Origin of the sequence: Frigidibacter sp. ROC022, assembly GCF_024723735.1 — a bacterium.
Classification (GTDB): domain Bacteria; phylum Pseudomonadota; class Alphaproteobacteria; order Rhodobacterales; family Rhodobacteraceae; genus SLM-1.
Genome location: NZ_JANQDU010000002.1, coordinates 854,726 through 878,794, shown reverse-complemented (window position 1 = coordinate 878,794; position 24,069 = coordinate 854,726). Strand labels below are relative to the sequence as shown.

The 24,069-nt window shown below is 68.1% G+C and carries 24 protein-coding genes and 1 riboswitch; of the genes, 13 read left to right on the top strand and 11 right to left on the bottom strand.

Going from position 1 to position 24,069, the window contains the following annotated elements; genetic code table 11:
- Positions 1–102: 102 nt before the first annotated feature.
- A complete protein-coding gene (locus tag NUW50_RS11055) occupies positions 103–1,050 on the bottom strand; it encodes an NAD-dependent epimerase/dehydratase family protein (RefSeq protein ID WP_258289164.1) in 948 nt (315 codons plus the stop codon).
- An 88-nt stretch (positions 1,051–1,138) separates the two neighbouring features.
- Between NUW50_RS11055 and NUW50_RS11050 the strand changes: the two genes are divergently transcribed.
- Both NUW50_RS11050 and leuB read left to right on the top strand, forming a co-directional pair.
- On the top strand, positions 1,139–2,026 hold the full coding sequence (locus tag NUW50_RS11050) for a LysR family transcriptional regulator (protein WP_258289163.1): 888 nt from the start codon (positions 1,139–1,141) through the stop codon (positions 2,024–2,026).
- 53 nt (positions 2,027–2,079) lie between these two features.
- Positions 2,080–3,186: a 3-isopropylmalate dehydrogenase gene (gene leuB, locus NUW50_RS11045; protein ID WP_258289162.1), complete on the top strand. Its 1,107-nt coding sequence runs from the start codon at positions 2,080–2,082 to the stop codon at positions 3,184–3,186.
- A 45-nt stretch (positions 3,187–3,231) separates the two neighbouring features.
- On the opposite strand, the gene NUW50_RS11040 is transcribed toward leuB, so the two are convergent.
- Positions 3,232–3,984 carry a hypothetical protein gene (locus tag NUW50_RS11040; RefSeq protein ID WP_258289161.1) on the bottom strand — a complete coding sequence of 251 codons (753 nt, stop codon included), beginning with the start codon at positions 3,982–3,984 and terminating at the stop codon, positions 3,232–3,234.
- A 212-nt stretch (positions 3,985–4,196) separates the two neighbouring features.
- On the opposite strand from NUW50_RS11040, the gene NUW50_RS11035 reads away from it, so the two are divergent.
- Complete coding sequence (locus NUW50_RS11035; RefSeq protein ID WP_258289160.1) at positions 4,197–5,168, top strand: DMT family transporter; 972 nt, start codon at positions 4,197–4,199, stop codon at positions 5,166–5,168.
- 27 nt (positions 5,169–5,195) lie between these two features.
- Here NUW50_RS11035 and pepT read toward each other — a convergent pair whose 3' ends face one another.
- Positions 5,196–6,461, bottom strand: a complete 1,266-nt coding sequence (pepT, locus tag NUW50_RS11030; protein WP_258289159.1) for a peptidase T — start codon at positions 6,459–6,461, stop codon at positions 5,196–5,198.
- A gap of 274 nt (positions 6,462–6,735) precedes the next feature.
- Between pepT and NUW50_RS11025 the strand changes: the two genes are divergently transcribed.
- From NUW50_RS11025 to NUW50_RS11005, 5 genes are all read left to right on the top strand, one after another.
- The gene (locus NUW50_RS11025) at positions 6,736–7,179 is read left to right on the top strand and encodes an SRPBCC family protein (protein ID WP_258289158.1); all 444 of its coding nucleotides are present in this window, start codon (positions 6,736–6,738) and stop codon (positions 7,177–7,179) included.
- A gap of 318 nt (positions 7,180–7,497) precedes the next feature.
- Positions 7,498–7,715, top strand: a riboswitch (cobalamin riboswitch).
- A gap of 38 nt (positions 7,716–7,753) precedes the next feature.
- A complete protein-coding gene (locus NUW50_RS11020; RefSeq protein WP_258289157.1) occupies positions 7,754–8,431 on the top strand; it encodes an energy-coupling factor ABC transporter permease in 678 nt (225 codons plus the stop codon).
- Positions 8,432–8,505: 74 nt separating this feature from the next.
- Positions 8,506–9,534: a cobalamin biosynthesis protein CobW gene (cobW, locus tag NUW50_RS11015; RefSeq protein ID WP_258289156.1), complete on the top strand. Its 1,029-nt coding sequence runs from the start codon at positions 8,506–8,508 to the stop codon at positions 9,532–9,534.
- Between the two features lie 108 nt (positions 9,535–9,642).
- Positions 9,643–13,326: a cobaltochelatase subunit CobN gene (cobN, locus tag NUW50_RS11010; RefSeq protein WP_258289155.1), complete on the top strand. Its 3,684-nt coding sequence runs from the start codon at positions 9,643–9,645 to the stop codon at positions 13,324–13,326.
- 296 nt (positions 13,327–13,622) lie between these two features.
- On the top strand, positions 13,623–14,108 hold the full coding sequence (locus NUW50_RS11005) for a GNAT family N-acetyltransferase (protein WP_258289154.1): 486 nt from the start codon (positions 13,623–13,625) through the stop codon (positions 14,106–14,108).
- Here NUW50_RS11005 and NUW50_RS11000 read toward each other — a convergent pair.
- Positions 14,062–14,382, bottom strand: a complete 321-nt coding sequence (locus NUW50_RS11000) for a hypothetical protein (protein WP_258289153.1) — start codon at positions 14,380–14,382, stop codon at positions 14,062–14,064. The two genes, NUW50_RS11005 and NUW50_RS11000, sit on opposite strands and share 47 nt — an antisense overlap.
- Before the next feature lie 130 nt (positions 14,383–14,512).
- Between NUW50_RS11000 and NUW50_RS10995 the strand changes: the two genes are divergently transcribed.
- On the top strand, positions 14,513–14,683 hold the full coding sequence (locus NUW50_RS10995) for a hypothetical protein (RefSeq protein ID WP_338001353.1): 171 nt from the start codon (positions 14,513–14,515) through the stop codon (positions 14,681–14,683).
- 7 nt (positions 14,684–14,690) lie between these two features.
- Positions 14,691–15,296, top strand: coding sequence for a cob(I)yrinic acid a,c-diamide adenosyltransferase (cobO, locus tag NUW50_RS10990; protein ID WP_258289152.1), 606 nt, complete (start codon positions 14,691–14,693; stop codon positions 15,294–15,296).
- Positions 15,297–15,335: 39 nt separating this feature from the next.
- On the opposite strand, the gene NUW50_RS10985 is transcribed toward cobO, so the two are convergent.
- On the bottom strand, positions 15,336–16,097 hold the full coding sequence (locus NUW50_RS10985) for a hypothetical protein (protein WP_443135101.1): 762 nt from the start codon (positions 16,095–16,097) through the stop codon (positions 15,336–15,338).
- A gap of 201 nt (positions 16,098–16,298) precedes the next feature.
- On the opposite strand from NUW50_RS10985, the gene NUW50_RS10980 reads away from it, so the two are divergent.
- From NUW50_RS10980 to NUW50_RS10970, 3 genes are read left to right on the top strand one after another with little or no spacing between them, the layout of a single operon-like run.
- Entirely contained in the window at positions 16,299–17,471 is a 1,173-nt protein-coding gene (locus tag NUW50_RS10980; protein ID WP_258289150.1) for a MalY/PatB family protein, read from the top strand.
- On the top strand, positions 17,468–17,956 hold the full coding sequence (locus NUW50_RS10975) for a L,D-transpeptidase family protein (protein ID WP_258289149.1): 489 nt from the start codon (positions 17,468–17,470) through the stop codon (positions 17,954–17,956). Before NUW50_RS10980 ends, NUW50_RS10975 begins: the two co-directional genes overlap by 4 nt.
- Positions 17,953–18,327 carry a VOC family protein gene (locus NUW50_RS10970; protein WP_258289148.1) on the top strand — a complete coding sequence of 125 codons (375 nt, stop codon included), beginning with the start codon at positions 17,953–17,955 and terminating at the stop codon, positions 18,325–18,327. Before NUW50_RS10975 ends, NUW50_RS10970 begins: the two co-directional genes overlap by 4 nt.
- 61 nt (positions 18,328–18,388) lie before the next feature.
- On the opposite strand, the gene NUW50_RS10965 is transcribed toward NUW50_RS10970, so the two are convergent.
- From NUW50_RS10965 to NUW50_RS10940, 6 genes are all read right to left on the bottom strand, one after another.
- Positions 18,389–18,739, bottom strand: a complete 351-nt coding sequence (locus NUW50_RS10965; RefSeq protein WP_258289147.1) for a hypothetical protein — start codon at positions 18,737–18,739, stop codon at positions 18,389–18,391.
- Positions 18,740–18,902: 163 nt separating this feature from the next.
- Positions 18,903–19,673, bottom strand: a complete 771-nt coding sequence (gene cobM / locus NUW50_RS10960; RefSeq protein WP_258289146.1) for a precorrin-4 C(11)-methyltransferase — start codon at positions 19,671–19,673, stop codon at positions 18,903–18,905.
- Positions 19,670–21,490 (bottom strand): precorrin-3B C(17)-methyltransferase, encoded by a 1,821-nt coding sequence (gene cobJ / locus NUW50_RS10955; protein ID WP_258289145.1) that lies wholly within the window; start codon positions 21,488–21,490, stop codon positions 19,670–19,672. The genes cobM and cobJ overlap by 4 nt, the downstream gene beginning before the upstream one ends.
- On the bottom strand, positions 21,481–22,182 hold the full coding sequence (gene cobI, locus NUW50_RS10950; protein ID WP_258289320.1) for a precorrin-2 C(20)-methyltransferase: 702 nt from the start codon (positions 22,180–22,182) through the stop codon (positions 21,481–21,483). The genes cobJ and cobI overlap by 10 nt, the downstream gene beginning before the upstream one ends.
- Positions 22,179–23,381 (bottom strand): precorrin-6y C5,15-methyltransferase (decarboxylating) subunit CbiE, encoded by a 1,203-nt coding sequence (gene cbiE, locus NUW50_RS10945; protein WP_258289144.1) that lies wholly within the window; start codon positions 23,379–23,381, stop codon positions 22,179–22,181. The genes cobI and cbiE overlap by 4 nt, the downstream gene beginning before the upstream one ends.
- Positions 23,378–24,037, bottom strand: a complete 660-nt coding sequence (locus tag NUW50_RS10940; RefSeq protein WP_258289143.1) for a precorrin-8X methylmutase — start codon at positions 24,035–24,037, stop codon at positions 23,378–23,380. The genes cbiE and NUW50_RS10940 overlap by 4 nt, the downstream gene beginning before the upstream one ends.
- Between the last annotated feature and the right edge of the window lie 32 nt (positions 24,038–24,069).

Sequence of the window (24,069 nt, the reverse complement as noted above, 5' to 3'; positions counted from 1 at the left end):
CACCATTCTTCCCCGAAACACCGGTAGGGTGCGTGCTCGCACGCACCATCTCCGCCCCCCAACGGCACGGGTGGCACGCCCCCGAACCCACCACCTGCGCCGCTACGACGCGGCTTGGGCCGGGTGCCCGCCTGCAAGCATCGTGGCCCTGACCTCCTCGGGCAAATGCGCCTCGATCACCGCGTCCAGCGGGGTCGCCTCGAAGCCCGGCACCAGCCGTTCGAAGCCCGATCCGTCGATCTCGTGATCCAGGTCGTGCAGATAGCGCATCTCGCATAGCTCCCGCGCCAGTTCCCAGACCGGTGACGCCAGCCGCATCAGCCACCAGGGGAACCGCCCGATCCGGATCCGACGTCCCAGCCGGGCCGACAGCATCGCGGCCAGTTCGGTGTAGGAGAACCGCGGCCCGGCCATGTTCAGCGCGGTGAAGGCCGGCAGGCTGTCGCGCCGCTCGGCCAGGGCCACGAAGGCCCGCGCCATGTCCGGCAGATAGGCATAGCTGCGCCGCGCCTCGGCCCGGCCCATCGCGGTGATCTTCCCGGCCTTCAGCTTCTTCAGCACCAGCATGTTCAGCAGGGTGTCAGGGTTCGCCGGGTCGATGAAATCGCCGCCGCGCAAGATGATCGTCCGAACCCCTTCGTCGGCCGCCGCCCGGTAGCTGCGTTCCATCTCGGCACGGATTTCGCCCTTGCGGCTGCACGGCCGGTGCGGCGTGTCGTCGGCCCATGGCCCGGGCTGGTCGCCATAGACATAGAGATTGCCCGGCATCAGGATCGTGGCGCCGCTGACCCTGGCGGCCGCGATGACCTGGCGGGTGATCGCCGGGATCAGCTCGCGCCAGTTGTGATACATGGGCGGGTTCATTCCGTTGAAGATCACGTCGGCGCCCCGGGCAAATTCGCCCAGGTCGGTGCCGCGCCTGTAGACCCGCACCTCCCATCCGGCGGCGCGGAACGCCTCGACCACGCGCCGCCCGGCGCCGCCCGAAGCCCCGGCAACCACGATGGTGCCGCGAGGATCGCTGTTCTGGATTTCCGTGCTCTTGGACATCTCGACTCTCCTTCTGATGCGGTGAAGATACCCATTCATCCCTGAATTAGGAATTGCCCAGTTGCGCAGATATGCTATTCACCTTTGAATGGATAAACGCTTCGACTGGAGCCTCGCGCAAAGCTTTCTGGCGGTGGCCGAGACCGGTTCGCTGTCGGCCGCGGCGCGTCGGCTGGGGCTCAGCCAGCCGACACTGGGCCGGCAGATCAGGGCGCTGGAAACGGCGCTGCGCAGCGATCTCTTCCGCCGGGTGCCGAAGGGGCTGGAACCGACCGAGGCCGGGCTGGCCCTGATCGCCCCGGCCCGCGCCATGGCCGAGGCGGCGGCGCGGCTCTCGCTCGCCGCCGCGGGCCAGGACAGCGGGCTGGCCGGCACGGTGCGGATCACCGCTTCGGTCGTGGTCTCGCATTTCCTGCTGCCGCCGGTCATTGCAGGGCTGCGCCGCGACGCGCCCGAGATCCAGATCGACCTGGTGGCTTCCGACAGCACCGAGAACCTGCTGTTCCGCGAGGCCGACATCGCCCTGCGGATGCACGCCCCGCAGCAGGAGGATCTGATCGCCCGCCGCCTGCCCGATCTGGCGCTCGGCCTCTGTGCCGCCCGCAGCTTTCTCGACCGGGTGGGCCGGCCCGCAGATTTCGACGAGGCGCTGCAGATCGGGCTGATCGGCTTCGACCGCTCGGAGCTGATGCTGCGCTCGATGCGCGCCATGGGCGTTGCGGCGACCCGCGACAGCTTTCCGCTGCGCACCGACGACCAGCCCCTGGGCTGGCACCTGATCCGCGCCGGCTGCGGCATCGGCGTGGCGCAGCTGAGGCTGATCGAAGCCGAGCCGGAGGTGGAACGGCTGCTGCCCGACCTGCCGCTGCCCGGCCTGCCGCTGTGGATCGTGGCGCCGCAGGCATTGCGCACGACGGCCCGGATTCGCCGGGTCTGGGACGCCCTGGTGGCCGCCTTCGACCGCCCGCCTGCTTGACCCTGTGACAGCGCCGCGCTACGCGGTGCCTCGTTCACGCCAAGGAGGCTCCTATGTCCAATCCGTCGCTTCTGATCCTTGCCGGAGACGGCATCGGCCCCGAGGTCATGGCCGAGGTGAAGCGGATCATCGACTGGTTCGGCGCCAGGCGCGACCTGACATTCGACGTCACCGAGGGACTCGTCGGCGGCTGCTCCTATGACGCCCACGGCACGCCGCTGACCGACGCGGTGATGGCCCAGGCACAAGAGGCCGACGCGGTGCTGCTCGGCGCCGTCGGCGGACCGAAATACGACAAGCTCGACTTCTCGGTGAAGCCCGAGCGCGGCCTGCTGCGGCTGCGCAAGGAAATGGATCTGTTCTCGAACCTGCGCCCGGCGCAATGCTTCGACGCGCTGGCGGATTTCTCGTCGATGAAACGCGACGTGGTCGCCGGTCTCGACATCATGATCGTCCGCGAACTGACCTCGGGCATCTATTTCGGCGAGCCGCGCGGCGTCTTCAAGGAAGGCAACGAACGGGTCGGCATCAACACCCAGCGTTACACCGAATCCGAGATCGCCCGCGTCGCCCGCTCGGCCTTCGAACTGGCCCGCAAGCGCGACAACCGGCTCTGCTCGATGGAGAAGGCCAACGTCATGGAATCGGGCATCCTCTGGCGCGATGTCGTACAAGAGGTCCATGACGCCGAATATCCGGATGTCGAGCTGTCGCACATGTATGCCGACGCCGGCGCCATGCAGCTGACCCGCTGGCCCAAGCAGTTCGACGTGATCGTGACCGACAACCTGTTCGGCGACATCCTGTCCGACCTCGCCGCGATGCTGACCGGCAGCCTCGGGATGCTGCCCTCGGCCAGCCTCGGCGCGCCGATGGCCAACGGCCGGCCCAAGGCGCTGTACGAGCCGGTCCACGGCTCGGCCCCCGACATCGCCGGCAAGGGCATCGCCAACCCGATCGCCTGCATCCTCAGCTTCGCGATGGCGCTGCGCTATTCCTTCGACAAGGGCGACGAGGCGACCCGGGTCGAGAAGGCGGTGGAAAAGGTTCTGGCCGACGGCGTGCGCACCGCCGACCTGATGCAGTCCGGGGACGGCACCCCTGCAACCACCAGCCAGGTCGGCGACGCGATTCTGGCGGCGCTCGACGCCAGCCTCTGAACGCGGCCGCGGCGCGGGGCCCCATGCCCCGCGCCGCCCGGCACCCTAGGGCTTGAATGCGGCGATCTGCTTGACCTGCGCCAGCGCCAGCTTCACGATCGCGGTGGATTTCTGGGCGAATTTCGGGTCCTTGGTCTCCAGCTTCAGCGTCCCCAGGTCGAAGCCCTTGAACTTCTCGAAATCCTTCCAGAACCTGGCATTGTAGTCGGTCAGCTCCTTGACCGAGTTCGACACGCTGCGGCCCTGCTGCTTGATGTTGGTGAGCCAGCTCTCCGGCGTCGGATCCTTCATGAAGGCCGCCGCGCCGGTGACGAATTTCTTCAGCGAGTCATTCAGGTATTTCGCGGCCAGCTTCTGCCGCCGCTCGATCCGCTCCAGCGCCTCGTTGACCGCCGCCTCCAGATCAAAGCTCTTCATCGTGACCTGAAGGGTCGAGGCGATCTTGGCGATGTCCTCCATCGCCTTCAGCGACTTCTTCGGCATTTTCGCATTTTGCTTGATCGCCTTCTTGGCGGTCTCCTCCACCGTCTTCAGACTGGCCGAGAACGGGACCACATACTTCTTGTAATAGGCTTCCGCCGCCTTCTTGCCCTTGGCCAGATCGGCCTTGTTCCTGGGGTTCTCGGCGGCGGGATCGAGCTTGGCAAAGTCGATCTTGCCATGCAGGGCCTGGGCCTTCTTCAAGGTCGCGCCGATGCCGGTCTTGGTCATCTTTCCGATCAGGCCCTTCTTCTTCTGCCAGTCCTTGTCGGTCAGCTCCACGGGATAATCGATGTATCCGATCTTGATGCCAGCCATGCCTTTTCACCTGTCTGCTGCGGGATGTTTCCACAGGATGAAACACCATGCCGCAACGTCAACGACAAAAGGCGCCGGAAGCGGTCCGGAATTCCCGACCCTGCCGGCCAGGGCGCCGCCGCCCGGCCCGGAGTTCAGGCACGGCTCGACTGGACGATGCGCGGTTTTCCGGTCATGAAGATCGAAACACCCTGATCGAAGGGCCGGCGCGCATGGCCGAAGGACAGAGCAAATCGAACCTGCAGGGCGCGCTTCTGGCGCTGGCGGCGATGGGCATCTACGCGACCCACGACGTGTTCATCAAGTTCCTCGGCGGCCATTACGCCCCGTTCCAGACCCTGTTCTTCGCGGTGCTGTTCTCGTTCCCGCTGGTCACCATCGTCATCCTGCATGACACCACCGTGGCCAACCTGCGCCCGACCCATCCCTGGTGGGTGCTGATCCGTACCATCTCCTCGACCATCGTCGGCTTCTGCGCCTTCTACGCCTTCTCGAACCTGCCGCTGGCCGAAACCTATTCGATCCTCTTCATCACGCCGCTGCTGATCACCGTGCTGTCGATCCCGCTGCTGGGCGAGACGGTGCGCCTGCGCCGCTGGGCGGCGGTGGTGGTCGGGCTGGCCGGGGTGATGATCGTGCTGCAGCCCGGCCATTCGCATCTCGGGCTCGGGCATCTGGCGGCCCTCGGCGCCGCGATGTTCTCGTCGCTCAGCAACGTGATCGTGCGCAAGATCGGCCAGGACGAACGCTCGGCGGTGCTGATGCTCTATCCGATGGTGTCGAACTTCCTCGTCATGGGCGCCCTGCTGGCCTTCGTCTACAAGCCGATGCCGGTCGAACATATCGGCAGCTTCGCCGCCATGGCGGTGCTGGGCACCTGCGCCGGGCTGCTGTTCATCGCCGCCTACAAGCGCGCCGAGGCGACGGTGGTGGCGCCGATGCAGTATTCGCAGATCCTCTGGGCCAGCTTCTACGGCTATGTCTTCTTCGGCGAGACGCTGAAGCCCAACGTGCTGATCGGCGCCGCGGTCATCATCGGCTCGGGGCTCTACATCCTGTTCCGCGAAGGCCGGGGCCGGGCCTCGGAACATACGCCGGTGCTCAGCTCGATGGACCTGGCCCGCGACAAGGGCACCCGGCCCTCGGCCAATATCTGGGCCCGGCTGCGCAGCGGCGGCAAGTAGCCGGCCCGCCGCGCCCCGGCCCGCGGCTCAGCCCGCCCCGGCCCGTCTGGCCAGTTCCAGGCAGACCCGCGTCGCGCTGGCCATGTCCTGCACCGAGACCCATTCCAGCGGCCCGTGGATTTCCTGCATCCCGGTGAAGACATTCGGTGTCGGCACCCCCATCTCGGTCAGCCGCGAGCCGTCGGTCCCGCCCCGGATCGGCTGCGAGCGCGGTTCCAGCCCGGTGGCCCGCATCGCCTCGCGCGCCAGCTCGACCGGGGTCATGTCCTCTTCCAGCCAATAGCGCATGTTGCGATACTGCGGCTTGATCTCGACCTCGATCCGCGCCCGCGGCTCGCCGGCCTGCACCGCCTCGCAGACCTGGCGCAGCAGCGCGCCCTTGGCGGCCAGCCCGTCACGCTCGAAATCGCGCAGGATCAGCCGGATCACCGCCTCGGAGGCGCCGCCCTCGATCTCGGTGACATGGATGAATCCCTCGCGGCCCTCGGTCAGTTCCGGCACCATGCTCTGCTGCGGCAGGGTCTGGACGATCTTGGCCACCAGATGCAGCGCATTGACCATCTTGCCCTTGGCGGTGCCCGGATGCGCCGAGACGCCGGTGACCGTAACCACCGCCCCGTCGGCCGAGAAGCTCTCGTATTCGATCTCGCCCGGCAGGGCGCCGTCGAACGTATAGGCGAAGGCGGCGCCCAGATCGGCAGGCAGCCGGGGATCGACGCCGCGGCCGATCTCCTCGTCGGGCGTGAAGGCGATGCGGATCCTGCCGTGCGGGATCGAGGGGTCGCCCAGCAGCCGCTCGGCCGCCGTCATGATGATCGCCACCCCCGCCTTGTCGTCGGCGCCCAGCAGGGTCGTTCCGCTGGCGGTCACGATGTCGTCGCCCTGCTTGTCGGCCAGCGCCGGAGAGACCTCGGGCGACAGCAGCAGCCCCGGCGCGTCGGGAAAGCTCAGCGTGCCGCCGTTATAGGCCCGCCGCACCAGCGGCTTGACCCCGGTCGCGTTGAACTGCGGCGCGGTATCGACATGCGCCATCCAGCCCATCACAGGCCCGTCCTCGCGGCCCTCGGTTGCCGGGATCGTGGCCAGCACCGCGCCATAGTCGGTCAGCGTCACCTCCTCGGCGCCGATCTCCTTCAGCTCCTCGACCAGCATGTTGAGCAGGTCGAGCTGGATCGCGGTGCTGGGCGCGCCCTCGGCCAGGGCGTCGCTCTGGGTATCGACGGCGGCATAGCGCACCAGCCGCGCCTCCAGCTTGGGATCGAGCACCGGGTCTCGGCGGGATTGGGTGGACATGGGCGAGCTCCTTCGAGGCTGAGTCAGGAGCAGGTTTGGCAGACGCGCGGGGTGGGGTCGAGGGGGGGAGCCCGGCGACGGCCAGGCTTCGCGCAATCTGCGACATGCAGGTTGGACAATGGCGTGGCATCCGGCACTGAGCGAACTTCCGTACATCACGCGGCGAACAGCAGGTTTGAGCCCACCTTACCGCAAATCGACTTGGCAAAACGCGATGGCGGTGCGGGCATCGATTGCCTGAGACTCGCCATGTGCCTTGTGGTAAACTCCAAGGATGGCCAGCTACATAAAAGACGTCATGCAAATCGAATGTCAGGCGGAAACCGCTTTCGATCTCATGGCCGATCCGCGCAACGAACTGGAGTGGAACAGCGGTGTTTCGGAGGCCGAACTTATGACGGAGGGGCCTATCGGAAAGGGGTCCAGATTTCGGATCAAAGACACGCGCGGCGAGCATGAGGTGGAGATTACGACCTATCACCGGCCCAAAAGACTGGGTTTTCTGGTCAAAGGCAAAGACATGGATGTCGACATAGATTTTGACATTGAGCACGACGGCAAGGCCACGACAATGGTTGGGAAGTTCAACGCAAATGGATCGGGCTGGTTGAGATTCATGCTCCCGGTTCTGAGTCCGCTCATAGGGCGACAGATAGCAAAGGAGCACAAGAACTTCATCGCTATGTGCGAAGCGCGTAGTCCGGCCGGGCCCGCATGACGCAAGAGCATCCGGTGAAACTTCGAAATCCATGATTTGTCGGAGCCGTCGCCACTATTGAATGTCCGCTTCGTCCCACATTGTAGACATCGATGTTCCGTGCAGCGAAAGTCCACTCCCCTCCCCTTGTATCAGCCGTCCCTGAAGGCGAACGGGCAGTTTCACCCCGACTTCCGCTAACCCCTGATTAACCATAACCACCGTCCCCACGGCTTTTGCCGCATTTTCAACAACTTGACCCCCCGTCCCCATGGGGACGCCTGTCGCTCCCCCGCTTCGGGCGGTCGCAAAGGCCCCTTGACCCGGCTCCGGCCCGGGCTCACACTCACCCGGCATGGTTCCCCGATTGAGGCTCAGCCTCAGGGGACGAACTGGGAATGCGGAACCGGGGATCCAATCAGGAACCGGAAGCCGCAGCCGCCCCCGCGACTGTAAGCGGCGAGCGTCCGTCCAATGACCACTGGAAACCATTCCGGGAAGGTGGACAGGCGCCGCGACCCGCGAGCCAGGAGACCAGCCATGCGTCGTGAAACCTCAACCGCCTGTCGGGTGTGACAGGCCAAGGAGACCGAAGATGCATATCGAACCCGGCGTCGTCACCGGCGCGAAACTTCTGCTCAGCTACGCCACCGCAGCGGGTGCCGGCGCCTATGCGCTGAAACTCGGCTGGTCGGCGGCGAAAGAGCGCGGCCTGCCGTCGCTCGTCGCGCGCAGCGCCATCGGCACCGCCGCCGTCTTCACCTTCTTCGAAGTGCTGCCGCATTACCCGGTCGGCGTGTCGGAAGTGCACCTGATCCTCGGCTCGACGCTGTTCCTGATCCTCGGCGCCGCCCCCGCCGCCTTCGCGCTGGCCTTCGGCCTGTTGTTGCAGGGGCTGTTGTTCGCGCCCTTCGACCTGCCGCAATACGGAATGAACATCACCACCCTGCTGGTGCCGCTCTTCGCATTGCAGGCCGTCGCAGGCCGGATCATCCCGCGCGACACCGCCTATGTCGATGTCGGTTACGGCCAGGCGCTTGCGCTTTCCACCGCATTCCAGGGCGGCGTCGTCGCCTGGGTCGCCTTCTGGGCGCTCTACGGTCACGGCTTCGCCCCGGCCAACCTCGCCGCGATCTCGACCTTCGGCGGCGCCTATATGCTTGTGGTCCTGCTCGAACCGCTGGTCGACCTTGCGATACTGGGCCTGGCCAAAGGCACCCGCGGCCTTGCGCAAAGCGGACTGGTGACACCGCGGCTCTACGCCGCTGACTGACCCGCCCCGAAGCTGCCTGACCACGGCCCCCCTCGCCGGGGGCCGTCTTTCCTTTTGCCCAGGGACCAGACCCCATGCCCGCAAAGACCCCCGCCACCATCGTCACCGGCTTTCTCGGCGCCGGAAAGACCACCCTGATCCGCCACCTCCTGGCCAATGCCGGGGGGCGCCGCATCGCCCTCATCATCAACGAATTCGGCGATCTCGGCGTCGATGGCGACATCCTGAAGGGCTGCGGCGACGAGACCTGCACCGACGAGGACGTCGTCGAGCTTTCGAACGGCTGCATCTGCTGCACCGTCGCCGATGACTTCATCCCGGCGCTGGAAAAGCTGCTGGCCCGGCCCGAACCGCCCGATCACATCCTGATCGAGACGTCCGGCCTGGCCCTGCCGCAGCCGCTGGTCCGGGCCTTCAACTGGCCCGGCATCTCGACCCGCGTCACGGTGGATGGCGTGGTGACGGTGGTGGATGGAAAAGCGGTCTCGGAAGGCCGCTTCGCCCATGACGAGGCCGCCGTCGATGCCGCCCGCGCCGAAGACGACAATCTCGATCACGAAACGCCGCTGTCGGAGCTGTTCGACGATCAGCTGGCCTGCGCCGACCTGGTGGTCGTCAACAAGGCCGACCTTCTGACCGAGGCCGAGACCGAAGCGCTGATCGCCCGGCTCAAGGCCGGGACCCGGCCCTCGGTGCAGGTCCTGCGCAGCACCATGGGCGCCCTGCCCTGCGAAGTGCTGCTGGGGCACAAGGCCGCCGCCGAATCCGATGACCGCAAGGCGCCGCATCACGATGCCGAGGGCGAGGATCACGACCACGACGAATTCGAGAGCTTCATCATCACCCGCCCCGAGATCACCGACCCCTCCGCCTTCGCGGCCCGGATCGCCGACACCATCCGCAGCCATGACATCCTGCGCCTGAAGGGCTTCGGATCGGTCGCGGGCAAGCCGATGCGGCTGACCATCCAGGCGGTCGGGCCCCGGGTCGAGACCTATTTCGACCGGCCGCTGGCCGCCTCGGAACCGCGCGAGACCCGGCTGGTGGTGATCGGCGAGACCGGTCTCGACCGGGCCGCGATCGAAGCGGCGTTGAGCCGCTAGGCCCGGGATGATCCGCAGGATGGTCTTTACCTCGGAAATATCCCGGGGGGGTGCGGGGGGGCAGCGCCCCCCCGCCTCGGTCGGCTTGCCGCAGGCAAGGCGAGGCTGATGCATCTGCTCGCCGCCACCCCCGGCGCCGCCGACGAGGGCGAGCCGGTCGATCCCGGCCAGACCCCGGGCGACCTTGTGGTGATCTCGGCCGCGGATACCGAACTCGCGGCGCTGGCCCAGGCCCGGGCCGAGATGGCCGGGGCGCCCGAGCTGCGGCTGGTCAACCTGGCCCATCTGCGGCACCCGATGTCGGTCGACCTGCATCTCGACGCCTGCGCCAGCCGCTCGCGGCTGGTGGTGGCGCGGCTGCTGGGCGGGGCGGGATACTGGCGCTACGGGGTCACGCAATATGCCGCGCGGCTGGCCGAGGCCGGGGTGCCGGTGGCCTTCCTGCCCGGCGACGACAAGCCGGACGAGGAACTGCGCCAGCTCTCGACCGTGGACGAGGCCGATTACGCCGCGCTCTGGGCCTTTCTGGTCGAGGGCGGGGTCGGCAACTGCACCGGCTTCCTGCGCCACGCGCGGGCCATGCTGGACGGGACCGAGCGGCCGCCGGCGGCGGCGCCGCTGCTGCGGGCCGGGCTCTACTGGCCGGGAGCCGAGGTCTCGGGGCTCGACCAGCTGCGCCGGCACTGGACCGAGGGCGCCCCGGTGGTGCCGATCCTGTTCTACCGCGCCCTGGTGCAGGGCGCCGGGCTGCATCCGATCAACCAGCTGACCAAGGCGCTGCTGCGCGAGGGGCTGAATCCGATGCCCTGCTTTGTCGCCTCGCTGAAGGACCCGGTCTCGGCGGCGACGCTGGACGGGCTGTTTGCCGAGGCGCCGCCCTCGGTGATCCTGAACGCCACCGCCTTTGCCACCGGCACGCCGGAGCGGCCCGGCGACAACCCGCTGACCGCGCCATCGGCCAATGCGGCGCCGGTGTTCCAGCTGGTGCTCTCGGGGCAGACCGAGGACGCGTGGCGCGAGGGTCTTGCGGGGCTCTCGGCGCGGGACATCGCGATGAACGTGGCACTGCCCGAGGTTGACGGCCGGATCCTGTCGCGGGCGATCTCCTTCAAGGGCGAGGCATTTTTCGACGCGGCCACGCAATGCCCGATCGCCACCTACCGGGCGCGCGGCGACCGGGTGGGTTTCGTGGCCCGGCTGGCGGCGAACTGGGCGCGGCTGCGTCGGACTCCGGCGGCGGATCGCAAGGTGGCGCTGGTGCTGGCGAACTATCCGAACCGTGACGGACGGCTGGCCAACGGGGTCGGGCTGGATACGCCGGCGGCCACGGTCCATGCGCTGACCCTGCTGAAGGCCGAGGGCTACCGGATCGAAGACGCGCCCGCCGACGCAGAGGCGCTGATGGCACGGCTGATGGCCGGGCCGACGAACTGGCTGCCCGACCGGGCGGTCCGCGAGGGTGGCGAACTGCTGCCGATCGAGACCTATCGCGCCGCCTATGGCACCCTGCCGCTGGAGCTCCGCCAGCAGGTCGAAGACCGTTGGGGGGCGCCCGAAACCGATCCGTTCCACGTCCCGGGCGAGGGCTTTCGCCTGTCGATCCACCGCTTCGGCAACGCCGTGGTCGGGCTGCAGCCGGCGCGGGGCTACAATATCGACCCGGTCGAGACCTATCATGCCCCCGACCTCGTGCCGCCGCACAATTACTTTGCCTTCTACATATGGCTGCGCGAGCACTGGGGCGCCGGCGCGGTGGCCCATATGGGCAAGCACGGCAATCTGGAATGGCTGCCGGGCAAGGCGGTGGCGCTGTCGGAAACCTGTTTCCCCGAGGCGGTGCTGGGGCCGCTGCCGCATGTCTATCCGTTCATCGTCAACGACCCCGGCGAGGGCACCCAGGCCAAGCGGCGCTCGCAGGCGGTGATCATCGATCACCTGACGCCCCCGCTGACAAGGGCCGAGACCTACGGCCCGCTGCGCGATCTCGAGGCCCTGGTCGATGAATATTACGAGGCGGCCGGGGTCGATCCGCGGCGGCTGGAACATCTGCGGCGGGAAATCCTGTCGCTGAGCCAGACCACGGGGCTGGCGGCGGATGTCGGCATGTCTGGCGAGGAGGCCGGCGACCTGGCCAAGCTCGACGCCTATCTCTGCGAGTTGAAGGAGGCGCAGATCCGCGACGGGCTGCATGTCTTCGGCCAGTCGCCCGAGGGGCGGCTGGAACGCGACCTGGCAATCGCGCTGCTGCGGGCGCCGAGAGGTGACGGCAAGGGGCCGAATGCCTCGCTGCTGCGGGCGCTGGCGCTGGATTGCGGCGTCAGCATCGACCCGCTCGACTGCGACCTGGGGCAGCCCTACGAGGGGCCCCGGCACAAGTTCCTGCATGCCATGGGCGAGGATGTCTGGCGCTCGAACGGCGACACGGTGGAGCGGCTGGAGAAGCTGGCGCAGATGGCGGTGGGCTGGCAAGAGACGCCCGAGCATTTCACCGCCACGGCGCCGGTGCTGGAAACCCTGCACGGCCAGATCCTGCCGGCGCTGCGGGCCTGCGGCCCGGCCGAGGGGGCGGCGCTGCTCACCGCGCTGAAGGGCGAATTCGTCGCTCCCGGTCCCTCGGGCGCGCCGACCCGGGGACGGCCCGACGTGCTGCCGACCGGGCGCAATTTCTATTCGGTGGACAGCCGGGCGGTGCCGACGCCGGCGGCCTGGGCCCTGGGCTGGAAATCCGCCAGCCTGCTGATCGAGGCGCATCTGCAGAAGGAGGGCGACTGGCCGCGCGCCCTGCTGCTGACCGCCTGGGGCACCGCCAACATGCGGACCGGCGGCGACGACATCGCGCAGGCGCTGGCGCTGATGGGGGTGAAGCCGACCTGGGACAGTCTCAACCGCCGGGTGACGGGATACGAGGTGCTGCCGCTGTCGGTCCTGGGCCGGCCCCGGGTGGACGTGACTCTGCGGGTCTCGGGGTTCTTCCGCGATGCCTTCCCCGAGCAGATGGCGCTGATCGACAGCGCCGCCCGCGCGGTGATGGCGCTGGACGAACCCGAGGCCGAAAACCCCGCCGCCGCCCGCGCCCGCGCCGAAGGACCCGAGGGGCAGTATCGGGTCTTCGGCTCGAAACCCGGGGCCTATGGCGCCGGGCTGCAGGCGATGATCGACGAGAAGCTGTGGTCGGACCGCGCCGCGCTGGCCGATGCCTATCTGCATTGGGGCGGCTACGCCTATGGCAAGGGGGCCGAGGGGGCGCCGGCAAGGGGGGCCTTCGAGACCCGGCTGGGGCAGGTCGAGGCGGTGGTGCAGAACCAGGACAACCGCGAGCATGATCTGCTCGATTCGGACGATTACTACCAGTTCGAAGGCGGCGCGGCGGCGGCGGTGGCGAGCCTGCAGGGCCGGGATCGGCCGATCTGGCACAATGACCATTCCCGGCCCGAGACGCCGCGCATCCGCACGCTGGACGACGAGATCGGGCGCGTGGTCCGCAGCCGGGTGGTCAATCCGAAATGGATCGCGGGCGTCAAGCGGCATGGCTACAAGGGCGCTTTCGAGATCGCCGCGACGGTGGATTACCTGTTCGCCTTCGCCGCCACGACCCGGGCGGTGAAGCCGCATCACTTCGATCTGGTTCATGCCGCCTTCCTGGAGGACACCGATACCCGGGAGTTCCTGGCCGAGGCCAATGCCCCGGCGCTGGCCGAGATCGCCGAACGGCTGGCGGAAGCCATCGACCGGGGGCTCTGGTCTCCGCGGTCGAACTCGGCGCGGGCGCTGATCGACGGGCTGCGCCGGTAGGCCCGGCGCAGGCGTCAGGTGGCCGAAGCCGGTGTTCCGACCAGAGTCTGATTGACGTCACGCTTTCGTGACGCGACCATTCGATGCGAATCGGGGGACGGTGATGGAGACAACGGGCCATTGCCTGGGCGGCTGTGGTGCGCTTGGCCGGGGACGGCGACGCGCAGTTGTCGGCATCATGCCATCGAAAGAGCGTTCCCCGGTGGCATCCCGACAATCCATCTTGATCCCGAGGAGCGTCTGACCTGGCCGACCACCGCCAATCATCTGCCGCGACGGATCCGGTGCGGCGCCTGATGCCCGGCGATCCCGATCTGGGGTCGGTGCTGGTGCTGATGCAGGGGGCCTTCGCCTATATGGACGGCCGGGTGGACCCGCCGTCGTCGATCCACCGGATGACCGCCGAGACATTGAGCCGCCATGCGGCGGAAGGCGAGATCTGGGCCATCGGGACGCCCCCGGTCGCGGCCTTCATCCTGACGCCGGGACCGGACAGCCTCTACATCGGCAAGCTAGCCGTGGCGACCTCGGCCCGTGGCAAGGGCCTGGCGCGGCGGCTGACCGACCTGGCCGAGGAACGGGCACGGGCACTGAACCTGCCCTGGCTGGAATTGCAGACCCGGATCGAGCTGATCGACAACCATGCCACATTCGTGGCCCTGGGGTTTTCGGTGATCGGCGAAACCGCCCATCCGGGCTATGCCCAGCCGACCAGCCTGACCTTCCGGCGGCCGGTCAGCCCGCCGCCGCGACAGCAGCAGGACAGACAAGCGCAGCGGTGACGATCGCCGCATCGCCGCCCAGCGAGCCCGGCCGGACCCTGCAGCCCGAGACCTGCTCGATCGCCACCACGGCATTGGCCATGACCTCGGACAGATGCGGATAGAGATGTTTCGAGGTCCGGTAGGCCTCGGCCCGGCGACCGTTCCAATGCACGCCGAAGGTCATGCCGCCGGCCCGGATCGTGGCGCGGTCCCAGCGAGCGACGGCGGGCGAGGGGCTGTCGCAGGCGTTCAGCAGCAGCGCGAGGGGCAGGAGGCGGATGAGTCGATGCATGGCGCAGCATCACTCCAGCAAGGTTAACGAGACCTTAATCGACGCGAGGTCTTGCAGTGCCTTGCTGCCGCTGTAGGGTCGGCGGCGGAGGCTGCATGATCCCGGATCGACGACCCTTCCGGCGTTCCCCTTGCCGGGAAAGGTGATTGCCCGCCACCAGAGCGTGCCCGGGCCGGTGGTCGGCCTGGCGCGGGCTCTTCGGGAACAAGAAACCGCCGGGGCCCTTGCGGGCATCGGCATGGGGCGGAACGCTCCGGCCACCGCCACTTTGGCGCCGCTGGCGATCCACTGGCAGATGTGAGGACAGGATGACCGACGATACCCGACATGCCGAGAAGATGGCCAAGAAGAAGGCCGCCCGCGACAAGATCATGGCCACCAAGACGGCCGAGAAGGGGCTGATCATCGTTCACACCGGCAAGGGCAAGGGCAAGTCCTCGGCCGCCTTCGGGATGATCTTCCGCACCATCGCGCACGGGATGCATTGCGCCGTGGTACAGTTCATCAAGGGCGGGATGGAGACCGGCGAGCGGACGCTGATCACCGAGAACTTCTCGGACCTCTGCGAGTTTCACACCATGGGCGAAGGCTTTACCTGGGAGACCCAGGACAAGGCCCGTGACATCGAGATGGCGGGCAAGGCCTGGGAAAAGGCCAAGGAACTGATCCGCGACCCGGCGAACCGCATGGTGCTGCTGGACGAGATCAACATCGCGATGCGTTATGACTACGTGTCGGTGGCGGATGTGGTCGCCTTCCTGCAGGCCGAGAAGCCGCCGACCACCCATGTGGTGCTGACCGGCCGCAATGCCGCCGAGGCGCTGATCGAGGCCGCCGACCTGGTGACCGAGATGGAGCTGATCAAGCATCCGTTCCGCTCGGGCGTGAAGGCGCAGGCCGGGGTGGAGTTCTGAACGCCAGGGGACGCGGGCAGAGGGGCTGCCGGTCCGCCGCTACCCCTTCACCTTCGGCTTCAACAGCACCGCGGGCCGCGCCTCTTCGGCCTTCTGGAACAGGCTGAAGGTCTGGTTCACATAGTTCACCGCGCCCGAGATATGGTCCATGTAGGCCAGCAGCTCGGGCGTCTTCTCGGCCTCGACCAGCGTGACCGGACGTTCGGGCCGGTCGCCTTCGAACTGGCAGTAGAACAGCGGTTCGCCCCGTTTCAGGACGATGTCCTTGTCGGGCTCGTGCCATTCGAAGGCCCACATCAGCGGCCGTGGCCAGAGGTTGATCGGGAAGCGGCCGCCAAAGATCGTGCCGGGCAGCGGGTCGGGGCGGTAATGCGCGAAGGCGCCGAGCTGAGTCACATAGACCGGCTCGTCGGCGATGAAGACATAGGGCAGCATCAGCTGGATCGTCGGCCGGTCGGGATAGCGCCACTCGGCCTCGGACACCAGCTTGAGCTTTTCGCCCAGTTTCGAGCCGCGAACCGACGACCGGATCCCGGCCCTGTTGATCAGCACCGGTTGGCCCTTGTCGTCGCGGGTGAAGCCCAGGTGGATGTCGAAGGGGCATTTGATGACGAAATAGCGGCTTTCCATCTGGATCACCGCCGGGCAGCGGCTGGCGCTCTTGGCATGGGCCTTGTTGGTCTGACGGAAGCTCAGGCGTTCGGGCGGGTCGTAGATCACCCCGCCCTTGTCGCTGTCGCGGAACCAGCCGATGGTGATCGGACCGCTTCCGGGGCCCTCTTCGGGCCGCTCGTATGTCATCGTGATTTCCATGCGTCGTCCCCGAACCTGCCCCCGATACAACCTTCCCGTGCGCGCCACGCACTGTCAATCGGCGCCGCCCGCAGCCCGTGATCCGTGGTCTTCCCGCAAGCGGGCCAGCGCGAATCCGACGAGCCGGGACCTTTGCACCCCGCCGGAATCCCTAGTAGCGTGCCGGGCGCAGAATCAAGGACATAGCCCATGAATTTCGACGAGATCATCGACCGCCGCGGAACCCATTCGGCGAAATGGGACAAGATGGAAGCGCTCTACGGCGTGTCGCCCGTCGATGGCATTCCGATGTGGGTCGCCGACATGGACTTCCGGCCGCCGGCCTGCGTTCAGAACGCGCTGAAGAAGATGCTCGATCATGGAATCTATGGCTATTACGGCGATGACTCGGACAATCGCGCCGCCATCGCCTGGTGGATGAAGACCCGTCACGGCTGGACCCTGGACACCGACGCGATCTTCACCACGCACGGGCTGGTCAACGGCACCGCGGTCTGTGTCGAGACCTGGAGCAAACCGGGCGACGGGGTGATCCTGATGACCCCGGTCTATCACGCCTTTTCGCGGATCATCCGCGGCTGTGGGCGCGAGGTGGTCGAATGCCAGCTCGCCCGCGAGGGCAACCGCTATGTCCCCGATTTCAGCGCCTGGGACGCTCAGATGAAGGGCCATGAGCGGATGTTCATCCTCTGCTCGCCGCACAACCCTGGCGGCAGGGTCTGGACGGCCGGGGAGTTGAAGGGCATCGCCGCCTTCTGCAAGCGGCACGACCTGATCCTGGTCTCGGACGAAATCCATCACGACCTGGTCTATCCGGGGCAGAAGCACATCCCGATGACCGTCGCCGCCCCCGAGGCGCTGGACCGGATCGTGATGATGAGCGCGACCACCAAGACCTTCAATATCGCCGGCAGCCATATCGGCAATGTCATCGTGCCGGACGAGACCCTGCGCGAGGCGTTCAGCGCCAGGCTGAATGCCCTGGGCATTTCGCCGAACTCCTTCGGAATGCACATGGCGACCGCCGCCTATTCGCCCGAGGGCGCGGCCTGGGTCGATGAACTGGTGACCTATCTCGACGGCAACCGGCGCATTATGGATGACGGGATCAACGCGATTCCCGGGCTGGCCTCGATGCCGCTGGAGGCCACCTACCTGTCCTGGGTCGATTACTCGGGCACCGGCATGTCGCGCGACGAGGTTCTGGCACGGGTCGAGAAGCAGGCAAGGATCGCCGTCAACTACGGCGAACCCTTCGGGGCCGGCGGCGAGACCTTCCTGCGCTTCAACTTCGCGACCCAGCGGTCGCGCGTGATCGAGGCTGTCGAGCGCCTGCAAAAGGCGTTTGCCGACCTGCAATGATCCTGATCCTGCTCCTCTGGCTGAGCTTCGGCAGCATCCCGCTTCCGCCGCAGCCGCCGATCGAGGGGCAGATCGACCGGATCGTGGTCGACAAGAGCGCGCGGCTGATGGTGCTCTATCAGAAGGGCCGGCCGGTGGCGGTCTGGCCCGTCGCCCTTGGCTTTGCGCCCGAGGGGAGCAAGGAACGCGAAGGCGACGGCAAGACGCCCGAGGGGCGATTCCGGATCGACCGGCGCAACCCGGGCTCGGCATTTCACCTGTCGCTGGGCATCGACTATCCCCGGCCCGAGGACCGCGCGGCGGCGCAGGCGGCCGGGGTCTCGCCCGGTGGCGACATCTTCTTTCATGGCCAGCCGAACGCGATGCCGCCGGGCTTCATGCTGCCGGGGGACTGGACAGCGGGTTGCATCGCGCTCACGAATGACAGGATCGAAACGCTGTGGCGCGTCACGCCCATCGGCACGACCGTGGAGATCAGACCATGACCGAACGTGTATTGGGGATCGGGGGTCTGTTCTTCCGCGCCCGCGACCCGAAGGCCCTGTCCGAATGGTACGAGGCCGTTCTGGGCATCAACCCGGTACCGTCCGACTATGACCAGCCCTGCTGGACGCAGGAGGCAGGCGAGACCGTCTATGCGCCCTTTGCGGCGGATACCGGGTATTTCGGCCGCCCCGAACAGCAATGGATGGTGAATCTCCGGGTCCGCGACCTGGCCGCCATGGTGGCGCAGGTCGAAGCGGCGGGAACCCGGGTGACGGATGAAGGGACACATCCGAACGGGACCTTCGCAAGGTTCGAGGACCCGGAGGGCAACCCGATCCAGATCTGGCAGGCGGTAGCGCCACCGGCCTGACGGGCAGCCACCGGCCCGGGGCCGGGCAAGAAGGATGAGACCGGTTGCTTCCGGTGCCGGGTCAGCGCCGTCCGATCAGTGCGACCGGTGCGTCTTCCTCGACATAGAAATCGCGCGGCGGCTTGTCCACCGCGGCGGTGTGGCGCTTGAACTCATAGATCATCTCGCCGGACGCCTCTTCCGAAGCAACGATCAGGCAGGTGTAGAGATGCCGCGATCCGTCATAGAGATCCACCAGCCCGCGCAGATAGGGGGCGCCATCAGCATCCAGCGAAAACCCGTCGTCCCAGAACCGGCGGACCGGATAGATCTGATCGTCCACCACCACCCGCAGGCGGCTCTTTCTGGCCAGATCACGCTTGCGCGCCATCTCCAGCCCCTCACGCACTTCTCTTGGCAAGAAGTCGGACATCGGCCCGCGTCCCCCTGAATTTCCGCCATTGCTCCCGGGGGACCAAGATGAAGCATGGCGCGCTTCCGTCAAGTGAAGATTCGGAAACAGTTTTCCGACGCACGGGCCATCTGTCCGCAAGCCCGGGGCCGGAGGCCGGTCGGAACCGGGCCGCGCAGCCGTCTCAGCCCTTGGCCACCTTGGGCCGCAGCACATGCGGGATGCTGGCGTCATAGAGCGCCGAATCGCGGAACTCCGTCACCTCGCCCAGGGCCGGGCCGACCAGGATCAGGGCGGTGCGGGTGATCTTCTCGGCCCGCGCCGCGGCCCGCATCTCGGTCAGATCGGTGCGAATCAGCTTCTGATCCGGCCAGCCGACCCGATAGGCGATCACCACCGGGCAGGTCGGGCCGTAGAAGGGCACCAGTTGCCGCTCGATCTCGAGCAGCGCCCGGACGCCAAGATGGATCGCCAGCGTGGCGCCGGTGCGGGCGAAATTCTCCAGCGTCTCGCCGGGCGGCATCGACGAGGATTTCATCGCCACCCGGGTCAGGACGATGCTCTGGGCGATCTCGGGGATCGTCAGCTCCTGCCCCAGGGCCGCCGCCGCTGCCGCATAGGCGGGCACGCCGGGCACGATCCGATAGTCGATGCCCTCGGCACGCAGCCGCCGGATCTGCTCGGCAATCGCGCCATAGAGCGAGGGATCGCCGGAATGCACCCGCGCCACGTCCTGCCCCCTGGCATGGGCGGCGACGATCTCGGCATGGGTCTGATCCAGCGTCATCGGCGCGGTGTCCAGCACCCTTGCGCCTTCGGGGGCGATGGCGACCACTTCCGGCGGCACCAGCGAGCCGGCATAGAGGCAGACCGGACAAGAACTGATGATCCGTTCCGCCTTGCGGGTCAGAAGCTCGGGGTCGCCCGGACCGGCGCCGACAAACCAGACGGTCATGTGCCTGCCTCCCCTGTCGCCAGCTTCTTCGCGTAGCCGCGCGGGGTATAGATACGGTCGCCATCCGGCAGCCGGATCAGGCGCGAGGCGCTGGAGCCGACCAGAACCACCGTCAGCATGTCCACGTCATCCACCTGCAACTCCTCGATCCGAAGGTATCGGACGGCCTCCTTCGGCCGTCCCAGGTTGCTCGCCAGCATCACCGGGGCGCCGGGTCGGGCCCCGGCCAGAATGTCGCGTGCCTCTGCCAGCAGGGTGCGGCGGGTCCTGGACACCGGATTGTAGAAGGCGATGACGAAATCGCCCTCGGCCGCCGCGCGGACCCGACGCAGGATGTCGTCACGCGGGGTCAGCAGGTCCGACAGCGAAATGGTGCAGAAGTCATGCCCCAACGGCGCCCCGGCCCGCGCCGCGGCGCCCTGCAGGGCCGATACGCCGGGCGAGCAGACGATCTCCACCGGCCGCGCGGCGCGGCTGACCCCGCCCTTGTCGGGGGCGCGGTCCAGCAGTTCGAAGACCAGCGCCGCCATGGCGTAGATGCCCGCGTCGCCCGAGCACACCAGCGCCACCTCGCGCCCCTCGGCGGCGCGTTCCAGCGCGTAACGGCAGCGATCCTCTTCGCCGCCCAGCGGAAAGTCCGCGCGGGGCTTGCCGGCGGCGAGGGGGCCCAGCAGGTCGAGATAGAGCGAGTAGCCGACCAGTTCCTCGGCCGCCGCAACCAGTTGCGAGACCTCCGGGGTGCGCCACGAGGCCTGCCCCGGTCCGATCCCGACGATCGAGAGCCGCCCGCGCGACCGGCCCCTGAGCTCGGTGATCGGCTGCGGCGCCATGGCCAGCGCCGCCGTGGCATGGGCCGTCTTGATCTTGGGATGGCCCAGGATCGCGTCCGGCCCTGCTCCGGCCAGAGCCGCCGCTTCGCTGACACCATGGCAACCGACCTCGGCAAAGACCACTTCGGACGGGGTTTCCAGCCGCGGGGTCTCGGCTTCGAGCTCATCGGCGGTGAACAGCCGCAGGGGTAGGTCCAGGTGCCGGGCCAGCGCCAGCATCGCCGGTTCGTCGCCCTTGAGATCAAGCGTGTAGATGCCCTTCAGGGCCTTGGGGGCCAGTTCGGCCTCGGCCAGCAGCCCATCGACCAGCGCAATCAACTCGTCGGCCGGGCAGTCGCGCGAACAGCCGACGCCAAGGGCAGCGCGTTGCGGGCGGAAGACCAGCGTGGTCGGCTTGCTGACCGACCAGGGTTCAGTGGTGCAGATCAGATCGACGCCTTCCACCGAGGGCAGATCGGCGAGCCATCCGGCCTTGGCCGCCTCGTCACCATCGACATGGGCGCCGCCACTCGCCAGCACCCCCGCCATCGCCGCCTTGGCATTGTCGGGGTTCTCCAGCACCCAGCCTTCGGGCGGTTCGTCCAGCGCCAGTCCGAGGCTGACCTCACCCGCCGTGGTCAGCGCCGCGGTGCCGCCCAGAGCCTCGGCGATTCGCGTCGCCAGCCGGTTGGCGCCGCGATGCCCGCCCAGCAGCGGCACCACCATGCGCCCGTCCTCCGAGACCGAGACCACGGGCGGTTCACTGCGCTTGTCCGAAAGCAGAGGCGCCACCGCACGGATCAGGATGCCCGAGGCGCAGACCCCCACCACCGGCACCCCGGCGGCGAAGAGATCGCGGATATGCGCCAGGGCATCCGGGAAGGTGTAGACCGATTGGTCTACCCTGCCTTCGCGGCCATGCACGATGCCGCCGATGGCCGTGGCGACGGCCTGCGCGGTGGCTTCTCTGCCTTGTGACAGCGCAATGACAACGGGGTTTACAGCCACGGATCGGTTACCTTGCAGATCAGGGCCAGCGAGAAGTAGGGCGCCCGATCCGGGGCCTGTCTCAGCGGGCAGAGATGTTCTTTCGGCAGCGTCGCGTGGCCGATATAGACCGATTGGTCCAGCCAGCCCCTGCGCGCCGCCAGATCGCGGACCCGGCCGGCATGGCGACCGAGCTTCAGCACCGCGACGGTTTCGGCCATGTCGATCCTGGCCTCCAGTTCGGCGTCCGGAAGCGGGCCGGGAAGCACCGTGACCACCTCGTTCCGCGCCGCCAGCGGCCGCCCGGCCCGCGTGGCGGCGGCGGTCAGCGAGGTGACGCCGGGCACCACCTCGACCCGGTAGCGGGGTGCAAGACGGGCGTAGAGATACATGAAGGAGCCATAGAAGAACGGGTCGCCTTCGCAGAGGCAGGTTACGTCCTGACCGGTGTCCAGCACCTGGGCGATGGCCTGAGCCCCGGCGTCATAGGCCGCCTGCGCCGGGCCGCGTTCGAGCCGCATCGGCACCGGCATCGCGATTTCCCGGGCATCGGGGGCGATCCGCCCCGCCGCGATCTGCCGGGCAAAGCTGGGCGTGCCCTCCAGCATCGGATAGGCGACGACCCGCGCCGTCTCGATCAGCCGGGCCGCCTTCAGCGTCATCAACTCGGGATCACCCGGGCCGAGGCCGACACCATAGAGCGTGCCGCTCATCGCTTTGTCAGGCTCCATTGCGTCACCGGCATCATCGGCCGCCAGCCTGTGAGGCTGCCGACCGGGGCGGCGCGGGTGATCGCGAGGCGGGTGAGGTCGCCGCCCAGCCGGGCCTGCAGGGCCAGCAGCAGGGATTCGCTTTCCAGCGTCACCGCATTGGCAACCAGGCGGCCATGCGGTCGCAGCGCGGCAAGGGCGGCTTCGGCGGTCTCGGTGCTCAGCCCGCCTCCGATGAAGACGGCATCCGGCGCGGGCAGGTTGGCCAGGCCCTCGGGCGCGGTGGCGTCGCGCAGGTCGAAGCGGGGCGTCCCCAGCTGCGCCGCATTCTGCGCCGCCAGAGCCCGGCGGCCCGGGTCCGGTTCCAGCCCGATGGCGCGGGCATCCGGGGCAGCACGCATCCACTCGACCCCGACCGAACCGCAGCCGGCGCCGATATCCCACAGCAATGCGCCGCGCATCGGCATCAGCCGCGCCAGGGTGATCGCGCGGACCTCCTGCTTGGTCATCTTGCCGTCATGGGCATAGGCCGCATCCGGCAGGCCGGGCACCCGCGAAAAGACCTGCGCCCCGGGACCGGCGATGCATTCGACCGCCAGCGTGTTGAAGGAAGAGACCTGCGCCTTCCAGTCCTTCGCCCGCGCCTCGGCCCGCGCCTCGTCCGGACCGCCCATCGCCGAGAACACCACCATGCGGCTGTCGCCATAGCCCCGCTCGGTCAGGAAACAGGCAATCTCGGCCGGGGTCTCGGCGCCGGTAGTCAGGATCAGCAGCCGGGCGTCGGGCTGGATATAGGGGATCATCTGCGCCACCGGCCGGCCATGCACGGTCAGGGTCTCGAGATCGGCCAGAGACCAGCCCATCCGCGCCGCCGCCAGCTGAAAGGCCGAAAGCTGCGGGTGGAAGGTGATGGCGTCCTCGCCCAGGGCCCGCACGATCTTCGCGCCGACCGAGAACCAGAGCGGATCGCCGGTGGCCAGCACCACCAGCCGCTTGCCGCGGTGCCGTTCCAACAGGTGGATCACCGCATCGAAGGGCGAGGGCCAGGCGATACGCTCGGCCCGGACGTTGTCGGACAGCCGATGATGCCGGTCGCCGCCGACGATCACCTCGGCGCTTTCGACCACGGCGCGGGCGGTCGGGGAAAGGCCGTCCATGCCGTCTTCGCCAATGCCGACGATATGCAGCCAGGGGGTGCTCATGCGTCTGTCCGATCCGTTTGGGAGGATTCGCCCGGCAGACCGGCGGCCAGGGCATTCACCGCCGCCGCCGCCAGGGCCGAGCCGCCGCGCCGCCCCTTCAGGGCGACATAGTTGCAGCCGCGCGGATTGGTGGCCAGTTCGGCCTTCGATTCCGCCGCCCCGACGAAGCCGACCGGGAATCCGAGGATCAGCGCCGGGCGGGGCCAGCCCTCGTCCAGCCGGCCGAGCAGATGGAACAGCGCCGTGGGGGCGTTGCCGATCGCCACGATGGCGCCCTCGATCCGGTCGCGCCACAGGTCCACCGCCGCCGCCGAGCGCGTCGTCCCGAGCTGCGCCGCAAGATCGGGCACCGCGGGATCGTTCAGCGTCACCAGCAGTTCATTTGCCGCGGGCAGGCTGCGCGCGATCACCCCGGCGGCAACCATCCGGCAATCGCAGAGCACCGGCGCCCCCGAGGCCAGCGCCGCCGCCCCGGCCTCGACCGCCCCTTCCGAGAAGGCCAGCCGGTCGGCGATGCCGACCTCGCCGCAGGCATGGATCAGCCGCACGGCCATGGCCTCCATCCGGCCCGGAAACCGATCGAGCCGCGCCTCGGCCCGCACCGTCGCGAAAGAGGCGGCATAGATCGCGGCCGGGTCCTTCAGATAGGGGCGCATGCGGCTACCCCCTTGCCGGGCGCGACCGATCG